We start from the raw sequence: 18475 nt of genomic DNA, 5'->3' as shown, positions 1-18475 counted from the left end.
ACCGACGCGCGGGTCAAGTCACCCGAACCGGACGTCGAACGGCGGTAGCATCGCACGCGTGACCCACACCCAGGCTGCCCGGTCGCTGCGCGTGCTGGTCTATTCCGACGATTCGGAGACCCGGGCCCAGGTCATCGGTGCGCTCGGTACCCGGCCGTCCCAGGACATCCCCGAGCTCAGCTTCATCGAAGTCGCCACGGCTCCAATGGTCTTCGCCCAGCTCGACGCCGGCGTGGTCGATGCGGTGATCGCCGACGGCGAGGCCTCCCCGGCCGGCGGGATGGGGATCGCCAAGCAGATGAAGGACGAGCTGGACCCGAGCCCACCGGTGCTCGTGCTGCTCGGCCGCGCCGACGACCGCTGGCTCGCCGAATGGTCGCGGGCCGATGCCGTCGCCACTCTCCCGGTCGATCCGATCGCCCTCGCAGAGGCCTTCGTCGAGATGGTCGAGAAACGCCGAACTGCCTGAAACGGGTGACTCCCGCGGGACGACCACCTAGGCTTGTGGTGTAGCTCACAACCGCGTCGGGAGGTTCTGACCGAACCCCTGGCACGGGCAGGACAATCGCCGAGCCGGAATCGCCCACCAGGTGTTTCGGCCGCCCGGAGCGAGGAGGAGTCCACGCTTTGAACGCCTACGTCCCGATCATGATCCTCGGGGCAATCGGCGTGGCGTTTGCCGTTTTCAGCGTCTTCATCGGTATCGCGATCGGCCCGAAACGGTACAACCGCGCCAAACTCGAGGCGTACGAGTGTGGCATCGAGCCGGTCGGCCAGAGTCTTCTGACTCCCGCCTCCCGTCGCGGGGGCGAGGGCCCCACGTTCAGCGGCCCGATCCAGCGGGTGCCGGTCAAGTACTACCTCACCGCGATGCTGTTCATCATCTTCGACATCGAGATCGTCTTCCTCTACCCCTGGGCCGTCGCCTTCGACTCCTTCGGCTGGTTCGGCCTCGCGGCCATGCTCTTGTTCATCGTCAACGTCTCGGTCGCCTACGCCTATGAATGGCGTCGTGGCGGACTGAGCTGGGACTGAGGACTTTTCACCCGGTCACCGTCTGTAAGGAGGTCAGTCATGGGACTCGAGGAACGGCTCCCCAGCGGTTTCCTGCTGAGCACCGTCGAAGATCTCGCCGGCTTCATGCGCAAGGGTTCGCTGTGGCCGGCCACCTTCGGACTCGCCTGCTGCGCAATAGAGATGATGTCCACCACGTCGGGTCGCTACGACCTCGCCCGATTCGGCATGGAGGCCTTCCGTGCGTCTCCGCGGCAGGCCGACCTCATGATCGTCGCCGGCCGCGTCAGCCAGAAGATGGCGCCGGTGCTCCGGCAGATCTACGACCAGATGCCCGAACCCAAATGGGTTCTGGCGATGGGGGTCTGTGCATCGTCCGGCGGGATGTTCAACAACTACGCGATCGTCCAGGGCGTCGACCACGTCGTGCCCGTCGACATCTACCTCCCGGGCTGTCCTCCTCGTCCCGAGATGTTGCTGAACGCGATCCTCAAGCTGCACGAGAAGATCCAGGAGATGCCGCTCGGCGTGAATCGCGAGGAGGCCATCTGGGCAGCGGAACGCGCTGCCCTGCAGGCGACTCCGACCATCGAGATGAAGGGGCTGCTGCGATGACCGACCTGGGCATGCCCGACCCGAAACCGCCCGATCCCGAGGTCATCGGCGTCCGCCACGGACTGTTCGGCGCACCGGGCACCGGCGACACCTCCGGATACGGGGGTCTGATCGATCCGATCACCCTGCCGCCCAGCTCTTCTCGACCCTACGGCAGCTACTTCGACGAGATCGCCGATCTCCTGGAGGCCGAACTCGGCGACTCCTACGACGCCGCGGTCGAGAAAGTGGTCGTCTTCCGCGACGAGATGACCGTCCACGTCGCGCGAGAGCACCTCCCCGCCGTCGCGCTGACCCTCCGCAACGCACCCGGATTGCGCTTCGAACTGTGCCTGGGCGTCAACGGGGTCCACTATCCCGGCGACACCGACCGGGAACTGCACGCCGTCTATCCCCTCGCCTCCCTGACCCACAACCGGCGCCTGCGCCTCGAGGTGTCGGCACCCGACACCGATCCGCACATCCCGAGCCTCTGCGACATCTACCCCACCAACGACTGGCACGAGCGCGAGACCTACGACTTCTTCGGCATCGTCTTCGACGGCCACCGATCACTGACGCGTATCGAGATGCCCGACGACTGGGAAGGCCATCCGCAGCGCAAGGACTATCCGCTCGGCGGAGTGCCCATCGAGTACAAGGGAACCCGCGTCGACCCACCGGACCGGAGGAGGTCGTACAGCTGATGACCGACACAGCCACCGGATCGTCGAAACCCCGTTCCACGAGGCCACGCGAGGAGACCCCGACCCGCACCTACACCGTCTCCGGACAGGACTGGGACTCCATCGTCTCCGACGTCCGCACCCGCGCCGAACAGCAACCCGGCGACGAGCGCATCGTCGTGAACATGGGCCCCCAACACCCGTCGACGCACGGCGTGCTGCGGCTCATCCTGGAGATCGAGGGTGAGACGGTCACCGAGGCGCGCTGCGGAATCGGCTACCTGCACACCGGGATCGAGAAGAACCTCGAGTATCGCAACTGGACGCAGGGCGTCACGTTCGTGACCCGGATGGACTATCTGTCACCGTTCTTCAACGAGACCGCCTACTGCCTGGGCGTCGAGAAGCTCCTCGGGATCACCGACGACGTCCCGGAGCGGGCCACCGTCATCCGCGTCATGCTGATGGAGCTGAACCGGATCAGCAGCCACCTCGTGGCCCTGGCCACCGGCGGAATGGAGCTCGGCGCCGTCACCGCGATGTTCCTCGGTTTCCGCGAGCGAGAACTGATCCTCGACCTCTTCGAGCTCATCACCGGCCTGAGGATGAACCACGCCTACATCCGACCCGGCGGCGTCGCGCAGGATCTGCCGCCCGACGGGCCGGAACAGGTCGCCGAGGTTGTCGCCCAACTGCCCGGCCGCTTGGACGAGCTCGGAGATCTGCTGACCGACAACTACATCTGGAAGGCGCGCACCCAGAGCGTCGGTTATCTCGACCTGACGGGCTGCATGGCTCTCGGCATCACCGGACCGGTGCTGCGGTCGACCGGTTATCCGCATGATCTGCGGAAGACGCAGCCGTACTGCGGGTACGAGACCTACGACTTCGACGTCATCACCACCGACACCTGTGACTCCTACGGCCGCTACCTGATCCGCGCCAAGGAGATGCGCGAGTCGATTCGCATCGTCGAACAGTGCCTGGAGAGGCTCCGGCCCGGCCCGGTCATGGTCGCGGATCGCAAACTGGCCTGGCCGGCCGATCTGGCCCTCGGTCCCGACGGTCTCGGCAACTCCCCCGAACACATCGCCAGGATCATGGGGACGTCGATGGAGGCGCTGATCCATCACTTCAAGCTGGTCACCGAGGGCATGCGGGTGCCGGCCGGACAGTGCTACGTCGCGGTCGAGTCCCCACGCGGCGAGCTCGGCGTCCACCTGGTCAGCGACGGCGGCACCCGACCCTATCGGGTCCACTTCCGCGATCCGTCGTTCACGAATCTGCAAGCGGTGGCGGCGATGTGCGAGGGCGGCATGGTCGCCGACGTGATCACGGCCGTCGCCAGTATCGACCCGGTGATGGGAGGCGTGGACCGATGACCGATCCCGTGTTCGTGGAGCTCTCCACCTCACCGCCCACCGAGGACGCCGCGCCGGTCCCCGGCACCCCGGCGCCGACCATCACCTTCGGCGGCCCGTCGGCGTACACGGCCGAGGTCACCGAACGTCTCGCCGAGCAGGCGGCACCGGTCATCGCGCGCTACCCGCAGTCGCGGTCGGCCCTTCTCCCCCTGCTTCATCTGGTGCAGTCCGAGGACGGCTACATCACCCGCGCCGGCGTCGAATTCTGTGCGGCGCAGCTCGATCTGACCGCCGCCCAGGTCGCGTCGGTGGCCACCTTCTACTCGATGTACCGCCGCTCACCGACCGGTGAATACCTCGTCGGGGTGTGCACCAACACGCTCTGCGCCACTCTCGGCGGCGACGACATCCTCCGCGCGGTCTGCGACCACCTCGGTGTCCGGCCCGGGGACACCACCGCGGACGAACGCATCACGGTCGAACACGTCGAGTGCAATGCCGCCTGCGATTTCGCGCCGGTGGTGATGGTGAACTGGGAGTTCTTCGACAACCAGACCCCGGAGTCGACGATCGAACTCATCGAGGACCTCCGCGCCGGCGTCTCGGTCGAGCCCGCCCGCGGCACCGGGAGCGTGTGCTCCTTCCGTCGGACCGAGCTCGAGCTCGCCGGGGCCGCGCCCTCGCCGGCCGACCCCCACATCCCGACGGACCAGACGACCAGCGAACCTGCTGAACCCGAACCCCCGGACACCCCGGTGCTGTCCCGGCATTGGGACGAACCCGAGTCCTGGTCCCTGACGAACTACCTGCGCCACAACGGATACCGCGGCCTGCGCACCGCGCTCGACACCCCACCCGACGACGTCATCGAGATGGTCAAGGCTTCCGGCCTCCGGGGGCGCGGCGGCGCCGGCTTCCCGGTCGGGATGAAGTGGTCCTTCATCCCGCAGGAGAAGTCCCCCGGCGCCGAGCCCTCGATTCCGCACTACCTCGTGGTCAACGCCGACGAATCCGAGCCCGGTACCTGCAAGGACATGCCCCTCATGCTCGCGACGCCGCACACCCTCGTCGAGGGGGTCGTCATCGCCGCGTATGCGATCCGCGCGCACCACGCGTTCATCTACGTCCGCGGGGAGGTCGCCTCGGTCCTGCGCCGTCTGCGTACCGCCGTGGACGAGGCCTATGCCGCAGGCTGTCTCGGGAAAGACATCCTGGGCTCGGGCTTCGATCTCGAGCTCGTGGTGCACGCCGGCGCGGGTGCGTACATCTGCGGTGAGGAGACGGCGCTCCTCGACTCACTCGAGGGCCGTCGGGGCCAGCCGCGCCTCCGCCCGCCCTTCCCGGCGGTCGCCGGCCTCTACGCCAGCCCGACCGTGGTCAACAACGTCGAATCGATCGCGAGCGTGCCGCCGATCATCCGGAACGGCGTCGACTGGTTCCGGTCCATGGGCACCGAGAAGTCACCGGGGTTCACTCTGTACTCCCTGTCCGGCCACGTCACTCATCCAGGCCAGTACGAGGCACCTCTCGGAATCACCCTCCGGCAACTGCTCGAACGCGCCGGCGGCGTCCGCGCCGGACACGAACTCAAGTTCTGGACCCCGGGCGGGTCGTCGACGCCGCTGCTGACGCCGGATCACCTCGACGTCCCACTCGACTACGAGGGCGTCGGCGCCGCGGGATCGATGCTGGGCACCAAGGCTCTCCAGATCTTCGACGAGACGACCTGTGTCGTCGGTGCGGTGCTGCGCTGGACCGAGTTCTACGCGCACGAGTCGTGCGGCAAGTGCACGCCGTGCCGGGAGGGCACCTACTGGCTGGTGCAACTACTCCATCGGCTCGAGCACGAGGGCGGCACCGCCGCCGACCTCGACACTCTCTCCGATGTCACCAACAGCGTCGTCGGAAAGTCGTTCTGCGCGCTCGGCGACGGTGCGGGCAGTCCGATCGTGTCCTCGCTCGAGTACTTCCGCGACGAATACCTCGCCCATCTCGATCACGGTTGCCCGTTCGACCACTCGCTGTCGACCGTCCTGGGTTCCGAGCCGATGGGAGACGCCCGATGACCCTCACACACGGCAGTGATCCGGCGACCCAGGCCGACAACCTGGTCGGCATCACCATCGACGGCGTCGAGCTCCGGGTACCCAAGGGCACCTTGCTGATCCGCGCCGCCGAACAGATCGGCATCACCATCCCCCGCTTCTGCGATCACCCGCTGCTCGACCCGGTCGGCGCCTGCCGCCAGTGCCTCGTCGAGGTCGAGGGTCAGCGAAAGCCCCTGGCATCGTGCACCACCACGGCCACCGACGGAATGGTCGTCCGGACACAGCTCAGTTCGCAGATCGCCGCGGACGCGCAGCGCGGCGTGATGGAGCTGCTGCTGATCAACCATCCGCTCGACTGTCCGGTGTGCGACAAGGGCGGCGAGTGCCCGCTGCAGAACCAGGCCATGTCGGCCGGTCGCAGCGAGTCCCGGTTCGACGGCGTCAAACGCACGTTCACCAAGCCGGTCCCGCTGTCCTCGGAGGTCCTGCTCGACCGGGAGCGATGCGTACTGTGCGCCCGGTGCACGCGGTTCTCCACACAGGTCGCCGGCGATCCACTCATCGAACTGGCGGATCGCGGTGCGCTGCAACAGGTCAGCATCTACTCCGACGAACCCTTCGACTCGTACTTCTCCGGCAACACCGTCCAGATCTGCCCGGTCGGCGCGCTGACCGGCGCTCAATACCGTTTCCGTGCACGGCCCTTCGACCTCGTCTCGACGCCGAGCGTGTGCGAGCACTGCGCGAGCGGATGCGCCCAGCGCACCGATCATCGGCGAGGCAAGGTGCTCCGACGCCTCGCCGGCGACGACCCCGAGGTCAACTCCGAGTGGAACTGCGACAAGGGACGGTGGGCCTTCGCCTATGCGACCGAGGCCGACCGCCTGACGTCTCCGCTGATCCGCGACCGGCACGGCGAACTGCGGGAGGCGTCGTGGGCCGACGCCATCCGCGTTGCCGCCGCGGGACTCTCGACGGCCATCGGCAACGTCGGCGTCCTCGCCGGTGGACGCCTCACCGTGGAGGACGCCTACGCCTACGCACGGTTCGCCCGAACAGTCCTGAAGTCGGACGACATCGACTTCCGTGCCCGGGTTCACAGCACCGAAGAGGCGTCCTTCCTTGCGAGCCGGGTGGCCGGGCGCGGTCTCGACACCACCTACGACGATCTGTCCGCCGCCCCGGCGGTACTCCTCGCGGGTTTCGAACCCGAGGAGGAGTCCCCGATCGTCTTCCTGCGTCTTCGCCGGGCGGTGCGGACGAACCGGCAGCGGGTGGCCACCCTGGCCCCGTTCGCGAGCCGCGGCGCACAGAAGCTCGATGCGCGACTGTTCCCCACCACGCCGGGCGCAGAGACGGAGATCCTCGCCTCCGACGAGGTGACCGACCATCTGCGCGAAGCGGGTTCGGTGATCATTGTCGGGGAGCGACTGGCCGGGGTTCCGGGGGGACTGCGGGCGGTCGCCGACCTCGCTGATCGCACCGGCGCGCGGATCGCCTGGATCCCGCGCCGGGCCGGTGAGCGGGGCGCACTCGAGGTCGGCGCGCTCGCCGGGCTGTTGCCGGGCGGTCGGCCGATCACCGACAGCGCGGCGCGCGGCGCGGTGTCGGAGGTGTGGGGCCCCGGCATCCCGACGCTGCCCGGTCGGGACACCACCGGAATCCTCGATGCGGCCCGCTACCACGGACTCTCGCTGATCGTCGCCGGCGTCGACCTCGATGATCTCCCCGATCCCGCGGCCGCGCAGGACGCACTGGCCGCCGCACCCTTCGTCGTGAGTCTCGAACAGCGGCAGTCGACGGTGACGCCGCATGCCGACGTGGTGTTCCCGGTGGGGACGGTCGCCGAGAAGGAGGGCACGTTCGTCGACTGGGAGGGCCGTCCGCGCAGTTTCACCGCCGCGCTGACCGAGTCGGGACAGATTCCCGACCATCGGGTCCTGGACGCACTCGCACGGCGGCTGGGCGTCGAACTGCGCTGCGATGGACCGCAGACCATCCACATGGACCTGCGCCGCATCGGAGCGTGGTCGGGTGAACGCCCGGCCGTCGTCGCCCATGAGCGTCCCCAACGCGCACCGGAGTCCGGCCAGGCCGTGCTCGCCACGTGGCACATGCTGCTCGACCTGGGGCGTCTGCAGGACGGTGAGCCGCACCTCGCCGGGACCGCACGCCCGCCGGTTGCGCGCATGTCTCCGACGACCGCCGCCGAAGCCGGGGTCGCGGTCGGCGGTCGCGTGCGGATCAGCACCGCCGACGGGGAGATCGCTTTGCCCGTCGAGTATGCCGAGATGCCCGACCGCGTCGTGTGGGTCCCGCTCAACTCTCCCTGCTCGCGAGTGCACGCCGACCTCCGGGCCCGGGCGGGCGATCTCGTCGCGCTGTCGCCGGCCTCGTCGGCGGACGTCGCCGGAGGTGTTCGATGACAACTCTCGCCACCGATTTCCCCGACCTCGCCGACTTCGGCCACGACCCCATCTGGCTCATCGTCGTCAAGGCTGTCGCCGTCTTCGCGTTCCTCGTCGTCAACCCGCTGGTCGCGATCCTGCTCGAGCGCAAGATCATGGCGCGCATGCAGACCCGGATCGGACCCAACCGCGTCGGGCCTCGCGGAATTCTCCAGAGTCTCGCCGACGGTGTGAAACTCGCACTGAAGGAGGGCATCATCCCGTCCGGCGTCGACAGGGTGATCTACCTCCTCGCACCGATCATCGCGGTAGTGCCCGCGGTGATGGCGTTCGCGGTGATCCCGTTCGGGCCGATGGTGTCGGTGTTCGGCCACGAAACCCCGTTGCAGCTCACCGATCTGCCGGTCGGGGTGCTCTATGTCCTCGCCGTGACCTCGGTCGGCGTGTACGGAATCGTGCTGGCCGGTTGGTCATCCGGCTCGACCTATCCCCTTCTCGGCGGACTCCGTTCCACCGCCCAGGTGATCTCCTACGAGATCGCGATGGGACTCACGTTCGCGGCGGTGTTCCTCGATGCCGGGACGATGTCGACCTCGGGAATCGTTGCGGCGCAGGAGCATCATTGGTATTTCCTGCTGTTGCTCCCGTCGTTCGTGATCTATGCGATCTCCATGGTCGGCGAGACCAACCGCGCTCCCTTCGACCTGCCCGAGGCCGAGGGCGAGCTGGTCGGCGGCTTCCACACGGAGTACTCGTCGCTGAAGTTCGCGATGTTCATGCTCGCCGAGTACATCAACATGGTGACGGTCTCGGCCCTGGCCACCACGATGTTCCTGGGGGGTTGGCAGGCGCCGTGGCCGCTGAGTGCCTTCGACTGGGCGAACTCCGGTTGGTGGCCCGTCCTCTGGTTCACCATCAAGGTCTGGGCGTTCCTGTTCGTGTTCATCTGGCTCCGGACCAGCCTGCCGCGGTTGCGTTACGACCAGTTCATGAACCTGGGCTGGAAGGTGCTCATCCCGATCTCGCTGACGTGGGTGATGGTCGTGGCGATCATCCGCGCCTCCATCGGCGACGACGCAGGCCTCATCCGGCCGCTCGTCTCTGCGGGCGCAGGTCTCGCGGTGACGGCACTGATCGCCTACGCGATCTGGCGGATGATGCGGGTACCGGATCTGCCGGAGGCCCCGGCCGAACCGGAGAGCCCGGCCGAGTTCGATCCCATGGCCGGAGGGTTCCCCGTACCGCCCATGCCGTCGACGGATTCCAGATCCCAGCCCGTCCGTATCGATCCCGAGCCGCCCCTTCCCGCCGATCAGACGCCGAGCAGGGAGACCACCGATGCCTGATTTCCTCAAACCGGTCAGTGGATTACGCGTCACCTTCGGTGGCATGTTCCAGCCGAGCATCACCGAGCAGTATCCCGAGGAGAAGCGGCCGACCGCGCCTCGCTATCACGGTCGGCACCAACTCAACCGTCATCCCGACGGCCTGGAGAAGTGCATCGGCTGCGAGCTGTGCGCGTGGGCGTGTCCGGCCGATGCCATCTACGTCGAAGGGGCCGACAACACCCCGGACGAACGGTACTCGCCCGGTGAGCGGTACGGCCGCGTCTATCAGATCAACTATCTGCGTTGCATCGGCTGCGGACTCTGCATCGAAGCCTGTCCGACCCGTGCCCTGACGATGACCAACGACTACGAGCTCGCCGACGACAACCGAGCCGACCTCATCTACGAGAAGGACCGACTGCTGGCGCCACTGGCACCGGACGTCGAACCACCACCGCACGCCATGGCGCCCGGTTCGACCGAGGAGAACTACTACCGCGGTGAGGTCACCTCCGACGGCCGGGTGACGCCGCTCCCGACACCGACGGTTCGCGAGGGTGCCCGGGAGCCGCGACCATGACGCCCGGGCCGATGACCACGACACTGGCCGACGAGGTGATTCGCACCTCGACCGGTGAGGCCGTGCAGTTCTGGGTGCTCGGAGTGATCGCGGTGGCCGGCGCGCTCGGCGTCGTCTTCGCCACCAAGGCCGTGTACTCGGCGATCTTCCTGGCCACCACGATGATCGTCCTCGCGGTCTTCTACGTGGCACAGGGTGCGCTGTTCCTCGGCGTGGTGCAGGTGGTCGTCTACACCGGCGCGGTGATGATGCTGTTCCTCTTCGTGCTCATGCTCATCGGCGTCGACTCCTCCGACTCCCTGAAAGAGACCCTGAGAGGGCAACGAGTCGCCGCGATGATCATCGGTGTCGGGTTCGGCGTCCTGCTGATCGCCGGGATAGGCAACGCCACCATCGCGGTCACCACCGGCGCGACCGCCCCCGGCGCCCTGGCCGACGACAGCGACTACGGTATCGAGGCCATCGCCGAGCTCATCTTCGTCCGGTATCTCTGGGCGTTCGAGCTCACCGGGGCACTGCTCATCGCCGCGACCCTCGGCGCGATGGTGCTGGCCCACCGGGAGAAGTTCGGTCCACGCCTCACCCAGAAGGAGCTGTCGCAGGCGCGATTCCGCAGCGGCATCAACATCACCCCGCTCCCGAGTCCCGGTGTCTACGCCCGGCACAACGCGGTCGACGTCCCGGCACGACTGCCCGACGGCAGTCCCTCCGACCTCTCGGTGAACGCCATCCTGGCCGCCCGCACCCTGCGCCAGAAAAATCCGCAGGCTCCGGAGAACCCGGGTGGGGCTCGATCATGAATCCGGAGAACTACCTCTACCTCGCGGCACTGCTGTTCACCATCGGGGCCGCCGGAGTGCTGCTGCGACGCAACGCGATCGTCGTGTTCATGTGCATCGAACTCATGCTCAACGCCGCGAATCTCGCCTTTGTCACCTTCGCCCGGATGAACCAGTCCTTCGACGGGCAGGTGATCGCCTTCTTCACGATGGTCGTCGCCGCGGCCGAAGTGGTCGTCGGGCTCGCCATCATCATGACCATCTTCCGATCGCGCCGCTCGGCGTCGGTCGACGACGCGGATCTGCTGAAGCGGTAGAGGAGGATTGGTGAACGCCGAACTGACCGCGTCACTGCTCTGGTTGGTCCCCGCGCTCCCGCTCGCCGGTGCGGTGATCCTCCTCCTCGGTGGTCGGACCACCGACCGCTGGGGTCATCTGCTCGGTACCGCCGCGGCGATCGCATCGTTCGTGGTCGGGCTGGTGATGTTCGCCGGGATGGTGTCTCGTCCCGCCGACGACCGCGGCGTGACCGACACCCTTTTCAGCTGGGTTCCGGTGGGAGAACTACAGGTGGACTTCGGTTTCCGCCTGGACCAGTTGTCCATGTGCTTCGTCCTGCTCATCACCGGCGTCGGATCGCTGATCCACGTCTACTCGATCGGCTACATGGCCGACGACCCCGACCGTCGACGATTCTTCGGCTACCTCAACCTGTTTCTCGCAGCGATGCTCGTCCTCGTCCTCGCCGACAACTATCTCGGCCTGTACCTCGGTTGGGAGGGCGTGGGCCTCGCGTCGTACCTGCTGATCGGCTTCTGGCAGTACAAGCCGACCGCGGCGACCGCGGCCAAGAAGGCCTTCGTGGTCAACCGCGTCGGCGACATCGGGCTGGCCGTCGCACTGATGATCATGTTCGCGACCTTCGGGTCGGTGGCGTTCACCGCGGTCTTCGACGGCGCTCCCCAGGCCGGCGAAGGAACCCTCACCGCACTGGGTTTCGTGCTCCTGCTCGCCGCCTGCGGCAAGTCGGCCCAGGTACCGCTGCAGTCGTGGCTCGGTGACGCCATGGAGGGTCCGACCCCGGTGTCCGCGCTGATCCACGCGGCGACGATGGTGACCGCCGGCGTGTACCTGATCGTGCGCTCCGGCCCCATCTTCGACCTGGCACCCACCGCCCAGGTCGGGGTCGTGGTCGTCGGTGCCGTGACGCTGCTGTTCGGCGCGATCATCGGTTGCGCCAAGGACGACATCAAGAAGGCGCTCGCGGCGTCGACGATGAGCCAGATCGGATACATGGTGCTCGCCGCCGGCCTCGGCCCGGCCGGTTACGCATTCGCGATCCTGCACCTCCTCACCCACGGCTTCTTCAAGGCCGGTCTGTTCCTCGGCGCCGGATCGGTGATGCACGGGATGAACGACGAGACCGACATGCGACGGTACGGCGGACTCCGCACACTCATGCCCGTCACCTTCGTGACGTTCGGGGTCGGCTACCTCGCGATCATCGGTGTCCCACCGTTCGCGGGCTTCTACTCCAAGGACCACATCATCGAGGCCGCCTTCGGCGCGGGCGGCGCGAAGGGTCTGATCCTCGGTGGTGCAGCGCTTCTCGGCGCGGGCATCACCGCGTTCTACATGACCCGCGTGATGCTGCTGACCTTCTTCGGCGAGAAGCGCTGGCACGACGGCACCGATGCCCCCGCACCGCACCCGGACGAGTCACCCCGGGTGATGACCGGGCCGATGGTCCTGATCGCACTGGGTTCGGTGGCTTCCGGTGGCCTGCTCGCGATCGGCGGTTCGCTCGAGCGCTGGCTCGAACCGGTGGTCGGCGAACACACCGCCCACCACCTGATCCCGGTCTGGGCGATGACCGCGATCATCCTTCTGGTCGTGGCGGTCGGCGTCGCGATCGCCTACCGGCAGTACGCCACCCGGCCGGTTCCCGTCGTCGCACCCGAGGACGTGTCGGTGCTGACCGTCGCAGCACGACGCGATCTGTACGGCGACACGATCAACGAGGAACTACTGATGCGTCCCGGGCAGCGCGTCACCGCCGGCCTGGTCGCCGTGGAATCCGACGGTGTCGACGGGCTGACGAGCGGGGTCGGCGAGACCGTGACCCGCGCATCACGCCGAATACGCGGGTGGCAGAACGGTTATGTACGGTCCTACGCGCTGTCGATGTTCGCCGGGACGACCCTGATCGTCGCACTCGTGATGGCGGTGAACGTGCTGTGAACATCCCCTGGCTGACGATCCTCTGGCTGGCCCCCGCGGTGGGCGCGGCCCTGGTCCTCGCGATTCCCGCGAGCCGTCCCGCGGTGGCCCGCTGGTTCGCCTTCGCGGTCACCGTCGGTGTTCTCGTCCTGGCCGTCGGTCTCGCGGTCGGTTTCGATCCTGCCGGGCAGCGATACCAGTTCACCGAGGACGTGAGCTGGATTCCGGCCCTGGGGACCCGGTATGCGTTGGGGCTGGACGGAATCGGATTGGTCCTCATCCTGCTGACCGCAGCTCTCCTGCCGTTGCTACTGCTGGCCGGCTGGCACGACGCCGACTCCGACGGTTCCCTGGACCATTCGGGTGGACGGGCACAGAAGGGCCCGCACATCTATCTCGCGCTGTTCCTCGCGACCGAGGCGATGGTGCTGATGAGCTTCGTCGCCCTGGACATCCTGCTGTTCTACATCTTCTTCGAAGCCATGCTCATCCCGATGTACTTCCTCATCGGCGGCTTCGGCACCGGCCCCAACCGCTCCGGTGCGGCGGTGAAGTTCCTGCTGTACAACCTGTTCGGCGGTCTGCTCCTGCTCGCGGCGGTGGTCGGCCTGTATGTGGTGTCCGCACAGAACGGCGTCGGGGCCGATGGCGGCGGGACCTTCGCACTGGGAGACATCGTGGCCGCGGTGTCGAGCGGACAGATCGACGACACCACCGGTCTCGCGAAACTGTTGTTCCTCGGCTTCATGTTCGCGTTCGCGGTGAAAGCCCCGCTCTGGCCGTTGCATTCGTGGCTTCCCGATGCCGCGGTCGCCGCCACCCCGACCTCTGCGGTGCTCATGATGGCCGTCATCGACAAGGTGGGGACCTTCGCAATGCTGAGGTTCTGCCTGCAGCTGTTCCCGGATGCCAGCCAGTACTTCGCCCCGTTGATCTGCGGGCTCGCGGTCGTGAGCATCATCTACGGCGCGATCCTGGCGATCGGTCAGACCGACGTCATGCGCCTGATCGCCTACACGTCCATCTCCCACTTCGGTTTCATCATCCTCGGCATCTTCGTGTTGACCGATCAGGGACAGACCGGATCGGCGCTGTACATGGTCAACCACGGACTCTCCACGGCCGCACTGTTCCTCATCGCGGGGTTCCTGGTGTCGCAGCGGGGCAGTCGCCTGATCGCCGACTACGGCGGTGTCCAGAAGGTCGCCCCGGTCCTGGCCGGGACCTTCCTCGTCGCGGGTCTCGCGACCCTGTCGCTGCCCGGACTCGCCCCGTTCATCAGCGAGTTCCTGGTCCTCATCGGCACATTCACGCGCTACCCGATCGCGGCCGTCCTCGCGTGCTCGGCCTTGGTGCTCTCCGCCATCTACATCCTGTGGACCTACCAGCGGATGATGGGCGGACCGGCCAGGCCCGACGACGAGCGGTCGACGCCGATACGCGACCTCGCCGGCCGCGAGCTGGCCGTCGTCGTCCCGCTTCTCGCCCTGCTCATCGCCCTGGGGGTCTATCCCAAGCCGATGATCGACCTGATCGATCCGGCCGTGCAGAGCACGCTGACGACGGTCGGGGTCACCGATCCCGAACCCGCGGTGGCGGACCCCGCCCATGACCGGCCCGCCGGCTCGACCCCTGTCGCGGAGGCTCACCGATGACCACGTCTCTCGTCGCCCTGAGCACGACGCCGCTGGCCGCGATCGAAGCCCCGAGCGTCGAGTATGCGGCGCTGTCCCCCATGCTGATCGTGTTCAGTGCGGGAGTCATCGGGGTCCTCGTCGAAGCCTTTGCCCCGCGCAGGTTGAGGTACGCACTGCAACTGGCACTTTCGCTGGGCGGCCTCGTCGTCGCTCTCGCCGCGCTGGCCACCGTCACAACCGCACAGACCGCGGACGGCGCGAACGGTCAGTTCGCGATGTCGGGGGCCGTCGTGATGGACCGCCCGACACTGTATCTGCAGGGACTCCTGCTGATCATCGCGATCATCGCGGTGGGTTTCATGGCCGAACGGCGGCTCGAGCGGGTCGTCGCGCCGGTCACCATGCGTACTCTCGCCGGCGCCGAGGTCGGCGACGATCAGTCCGGCAGGACAGGTCTGAACGGCGGTGGAGTAGACGCGGACATGTTCACGCCGTCCGGTGCGTCGGTGCCCAACACCGACGCCGAGTTCGAGGCGACCCGTGCCGGGGCCGTGACGACCGAGGTGTTCCCGCTGGCCCTTCTCGCGGTCGGCGGCATGATGCTGTTCCCCGCCTGCGGCGATCTGCTCACCATGTTCATTGCGCTGGAGGTCTTCTCGCTGCCGCTCTACCTGCTGTGCGGACTGGCGCGGCGTCGTCGGCTCATCTCGCAGGAGGCGTCGCTCAAGTACTTCCTGCTGGGCGCCTTCTCGTCGGCCTTCTTCCTGTTCGGTGCGGCATTCGTCTACGGCGCGACCGGCTCGCTGAACCTGTCGACGATCGGAGCGTCGCTCACCGATGTCGCCGGTACCGGCGGCGACACCACGCTGGCGCTGATCGGGCTCGCGATGCTGGCCGTCGGGCTGTTGTTCAAAGTCGGTGCGGTTCCGTTCCATTCCTGGATTCCCGACGTCTACCAGGGCGCCCCGACCCCGGTCACCGCGTTCATGGCATCGGCGACCAAGGTCGCCGCATTCGGTGCGCTACTGCGCGTCTTCTACGTCGGTTTCGGTGCGCTGCGCGATCAATGGGAGCCGGCGCTGTGGGCAGTGGCGATAGCGTCGATGGTCATCGCGTCGGTGATGGCGGTGACCCAGAACGACATCAAGCGCATGCTCGCCTACTCGTCGATCGCGCACGCCGGTTTCATCCTGCTCGGCCTGATCGCCTTCGACGACGCCGGTCTCGGCGCAACGCTCTTCTACCTGGCGGCCTACGCGTTCACGACGCTCGGCGCCTTCGCCATGGTGGCGGTGATCCGCGAACCCGACTGTGACACGACAACTTCGGATACCAGCACTTCGGCACGCACGGCCGCGATCCACGGCACCGCGGCGACGGTCCGCAACCCGCACTTGTCCGGCCGCGAGGCCACCGACCTCACCCAGTGGTCGGGTCTCGGCCGTCGGTACCCCTTGGTCGGCGCCATGTTCGCGGTCTACCTGCTGTCCTTCGCGGGCATCCCGCTGACAAGCGGTTTCATCGCCAAATTCGACGTCTTCGCCGCAGTCGCCGGCAACGGCGGCGGAGTCCTGGTGGTCATCGGCGTCATCAGCAGCGCGATCGCCGCCTACGTCTACATCCGCATCATCGTCGCCATGTTCTTCGACGACGTCCCCACCCACGACGCACCGCACGTCGTGAAGCCGAGCATCCTCACCACCACGGGCATCGCGATCTGCACCCTGGCCACCGTCGTACTCGGCATCTTCCCGCAACCGCTGCTCGACCTCGCCGACGCGGCCGCGACGTTCCTGCGCTGACCGTCGCAGCCTCTCCCCTTTTCCGTATACCCGCCCCCGCTCGACGGGGTGGGTATACGGAAAAGGGGTGGGTTGCGAGGCCGGTCGACGCCGCCGTGCCATCCTGGAACCCGTGAATCTCGTCAGGCACCTGCGGTTCTTCGTCGCCGTCGCCGAGGAAGGCCACTTCGGGGACGCGGCTGCTCGGCTGGAGATGACGCAGCCACCGGTGTCGCAGGGGCTGAGACGCCTGGAGAAGGAGCTCGGGGTCCAGCTGATCCGACGCACCTCCCGCGGCGCCGAACTCACCGACGCGGGCCGCGACCTGCTGCCCCGCGCACGTCTTCTCATCGACGACGCAGCGCGGTTCCTCGGTGAAGCCCGACACCTTCACGACGGATCCGAGGTGCTGCGTTGGGGTGCAGTGCCTCTCGCCGGTGCCGCGGCGATTGCGGCAGTCGCACAACGTCTCGGTGACGTGTCCTCCGGCCAGGAGATGCTGAGCGCAACTGCGGTGAGTCTGGTCGAGCAGGTATCCGCGGGCACGCTCGACCTCGCGATCGTCGACGCTCCCTGTGTCACTGGCACTCTCACCACCGGTCCGATCGTCGTGTTTCGGCGCCACGTGGTCGTACCCGCAAACCATCCGGTGACCACCACGGTGCGTCCGCGGTTGCGACAACTGGCCGGACTCGACCTCTGCCACCAATCGCGCGCGGCGAATCCACCCGCACATGATCAGCTGATCGACCGCCTCCGCGAATCCGGGCTCGATCCACGCATTCTGCCCATCTCGTCGTCCGAACACCTGGTGGCCGCCGTCGCCGGCAGCGGAGCCTTCGGTCTGACCGCCGACGCGCAACGCCTTGCATCGCTGGACTCCATAAGCTGCCTGCCCATCGGGCGTGACGCAACAGCACTGCGACTCCGCGTCGTCTACCGGGAGTCTGCGCTCGGCGAGGTGGCCGACGTGGCGACGGCCGCACTGTGGAAGATCAGCAAGGCGACCGGGTGACCGTCGGCCCGGGTGAGCTGCCTGCCCACGTGAGAGATCGGATCGACCGCAACGTCGCCGAGATCCTCGCCGACGCCGGCTGTTCCGGCTGGCTTCATGCGACGACGATCGGCTCGCCCCAGATCAGCTACTCCTACGACGCCGACGCACCGGTCGTTCTGGCATCGGTCTACAAGCTCGCTGTCCTGATCTCGTTGTGCCGCAGCGCAGATCGCGGAGAGATCGACCTGACCTCGCCGGTGACCGTCGATCCCACCCGGTGGGCGCAGGGACCGACGGGCCTGGCCGCGCTGCGCGACCCGATCACCCTGAGCCGACGCGATCTCGCCACCTCGATGATGACCGTCTCCGACAACGTGGCCGCCGACGTCCTCCTCGACGAGATCGGGCTCGACCGCGTCCGAGAGGACCTCATCGGCCTCGGTGCCACGAGCACGCGCATCGTCGGAGGGGTCGCAGAACTGCACGAAAGACTCCAGCGCGAGACCGGAACGAGCACGGTGGCAGAGGCTTTCGCCGCACTCGCCGACCCGGACAGCGACACCACGGTGAGCGCCTACGACGCCGCCTATACGAGTTCGTCCACGCCCCGGGACTGCTCGACGGTCCTGACCGCCGTGTGGACCGACCGCGCGGCGTCGGCCGAGATGTGCGCGTTCATCAGGAACACCATGCGTCGTCAGGTCTTCACCTCCCGACTGGCGTCGGGCTTTCCGTTCCGACGGGTCACGGTCGCGGGCAAGACGGGCACTCTGGTCGCGATCCGCAACGAGGTCGGCGTCGTCGAGTTCCCCGGCGAGCTCCCGGTGGCCGTTGCGGTCTTCACCAGGAGTGCACGGTCGGAGCCTGCATTGCCGCAAGTCGACCGCGCGATCGGCGAGCTGGCCCGGACCGTCGTCACGGAGCTCCGCATTCCTCGGGAATGACGCCGTCCATCCGGTGTGATCTGGGCCGATACTGGTTCGCTATCGCTTGATCGCGCGTTGTGACTTTGCATCGGGGCACTCCGGTCGGTTGTCTG

The 18475-nt window shown here is 67.4% G+C and carries 16 protein-coding genes; all 16 read left to right on the top strand.

Annotation, left to right across the window (positions count from 1 at the left end):
- Nucleotides 1-58: 58 nt before the first annotated feature.
- The 16 genes from GKZ92_RS01800 to GKZ92_RS01725 all read left to right on the top strand — a co-directional run bounded on the left by GKZ92_RS01800 (nt 59) and on the right by GKZ92_RS01725 (nt 18380).
- Nucleotides 59-469, top strand: coding sequence for a hypothetical protein (locus tag GKZ92_RS01800; protein ID WP_035754383.1), 411 nt, complete (start codon nt 59-61; stop codon nt 467-469).
- Between the two features lie 158 nt (nt 470-627).
- Nucleotides 628-1035 (top strand): NADH-quinone oxidoreductase subunit A, encoded by a 408-nt coding sequence (locus tag GKZ92_RS01795; RefSeq protein ID WP_006358936.1) that lies wholly within the window; start codon nt 628-630, stop codon nt 1033-1035.
- Nucleotides 1036-1074: 39 nt separating this feature from the next.
- Complete coding sequence (locus tag GKZ92_RS01790) at nt 1075-1629, top strand: NuoB/complex I 20 kDa subunit family protein (RefSeq protein ID WP_035754381.1); 555 nt, start codon at nt 1075-1077, stop codon at nt 1627-1629.
- Nucleotides 1626-2315 carry an NADH-quinone oxidoreductase subunit C gene (locus GKZ92_RS01785; RefSeq protein ID WP_006358934.1) on the top strand — a complete coding sequence of 230 codons (690 nt, stop codon included), beginning with the start codon at nt 1626-1628 and terminating at the stop codon, nt 2313-2315. Before GKZ92_RS01790 ends, GKZ92_RS01785 begins: the two co-directional genes overlap by 4 nt.
- Complete coding sequence (nuoD, locus tag GKZ92_RS01780) at nt 2315-3676, top strand: NADH dehydrogenase (quinone) subunit D (protein ID WP_155224941.1); 1362 nt, start codon at nt 2315-2317, stop codon at nt 3674-3676. Before GKZ92_RS01785 ends, nuoD begins: the two co-directional genes overlap by 1 nt.
- Nucleotides 3673-5724, top strand: a complete 2052-nt coding sequence (gene nuoF / locus GKZ92_RS01775; protein WP_155224940.1) for an NADH-quinone oxidoreductase subunit NuoF — start codon at nt 3673-3675, stop codon at nt 5722-5724. The genes nuoD and nuoF overlap by 4 nt, the downstream gene beginning before the upstream one ends.
- Complete coding sequence (locus GKZ92_RS01770; protein ID WP_075863545.1) at nt 5721-8132, top strand: NADH-quinone oxidoreductase subunit G; 2412 nt, start codon at nt 5721-5723, stop codon at nt 8130-8132. The genes nuoF and GKZ92_RS01770 overlap by 4 nt, the downstream gene beginning before the upstream one ends.
- The gene (gene nuoH, locus GKZ92_RS01765; protein ID WP_006358930.1) at nt 8129-9460 is read left to right on the top strand and encodes an NADH-quinone oxidoreductase subunit NuoH; all 1332 of its coding nucleotides are present in this window, start codon (nt 8129-8131) and stop codon (nt 9458-9460) included. The genes GKZ92_RS01770 and nuoH overlap by 4 nt, the downstream gene beginning before the upstream one ends.
- Nucleotides 9453-10022, top strand: a complete 570-nt coding sequence (nuoI, locus tag GKZ92_RS01760) for an NADH-quinone oxidoreductase subunit NuoI (protein ID WP_006358929.1) — start codon at nt 9453-9455, stop codon at nt 10020-10022. The genes nuoH and nuoI overlap by 8 nt, the downstream gene beginning before the upstream one ends.
- A complete protein-coding gene (locus GKZ92_RS01755; protein ID WP_006358928.1) occupies nt 10019-10822 on the top strand; it encodes an NADH-quinone oxidoreductase subunit J in 804 nt (267 codons plus the stop codon). Before nuoI ends, GKZ92_RS01755 begins: the two co-directional genes overlap by 4 nt.
- The gene (gene nuoK / locus GKZ92_RS01750; protein WP_006358927.1) at nt 10819-11118 is read left to right on the top strand and encodes an NADH-quinone oxidoreductase subunit NuoK; all 300 of its coding nucleotides are present in this window, start codon (nt 10819-10821) and stop codon (nt 11116-11118) included. The genes GKZ92_RS01755 and nuoK overlap by 4 nt, the downstream gene beginning before the upstream one ends.
- Before the next feature lie 10 nt (nt 11119-11128).
- A complete protein-coding gene (gene nuoL, locus GKZ92_RS01745) occupies nt 11129-13042 on the top strand; it encodes an NADH-quinone oxidoreductase subunit L (protein WP_006358926.1) in 1914 nt (637 codons plus the stop codon).
- Entirely contained in the window at nt 13039-14676 is a 1638-nt protein-coding gene (locus GKZ92_RS01740) for an NADH-quinone oxidoreductase subunit M (protein ID WP_042377081.1), read from the top strand. The genes nuoL and GKZ92_RS01740 overlap by 4 nt, the downstream gene beginning before the upstream one ends.
- A complete protein-coding gene (gene nuoN / locus GKZ92_RS01735; protein WP_035754372.1) occupies nt 14673-16460 on the top strand; it encodes an NADH-quinone oxidoreductase subunit NuoN in 1788 nt (595 codons plus the stop codon). Before GKZ92_RS01740 ends, nuoN begins: the two co-directional genes overlap by 4 nt.
- Nucleotides 16461-16572: 112 nt before the next feature.
- Nucleotides 16573-17454: a LysR family transcriptional regulator gene (locus GKZ92_RS01730; RefSeq protein ID WP_155224939.1), complete on the top strand. Its 882-nt coding sequence runs from the start codon at nt 16573-16575 to the stop codon at nt 17452-17454.
- On the top strand, nt 17451-18380 hold the full coding sequence (locus GKZ92_RS01725; RefSeq protein ID WP_155224938.1) for a serine hydrolase: 930 nt from the start codon (nt 17451-17453) through the stop codon (nt 18378-18380). The genes GKZ92_RS01730 and GKZ92_RS01725 overlap by 4 nt, the downstream gene beginning before the upstream one ends.
- The last annotated feature ends 95 nt before the right edge of the window (nt 18381-18475 follow it).

The organism is Gordonia sp. 135, from assembly GCF_009720185.1.
GTDB lineage: Bacteria > Actinomycetota > Actinomycetes > Mycobacteriales > Mycobacteriaceae > Gordonia > Gordonia alkanivorans.
This window is presented reverse-complemented; position numbering and strand designations above follow the sequence as displayed.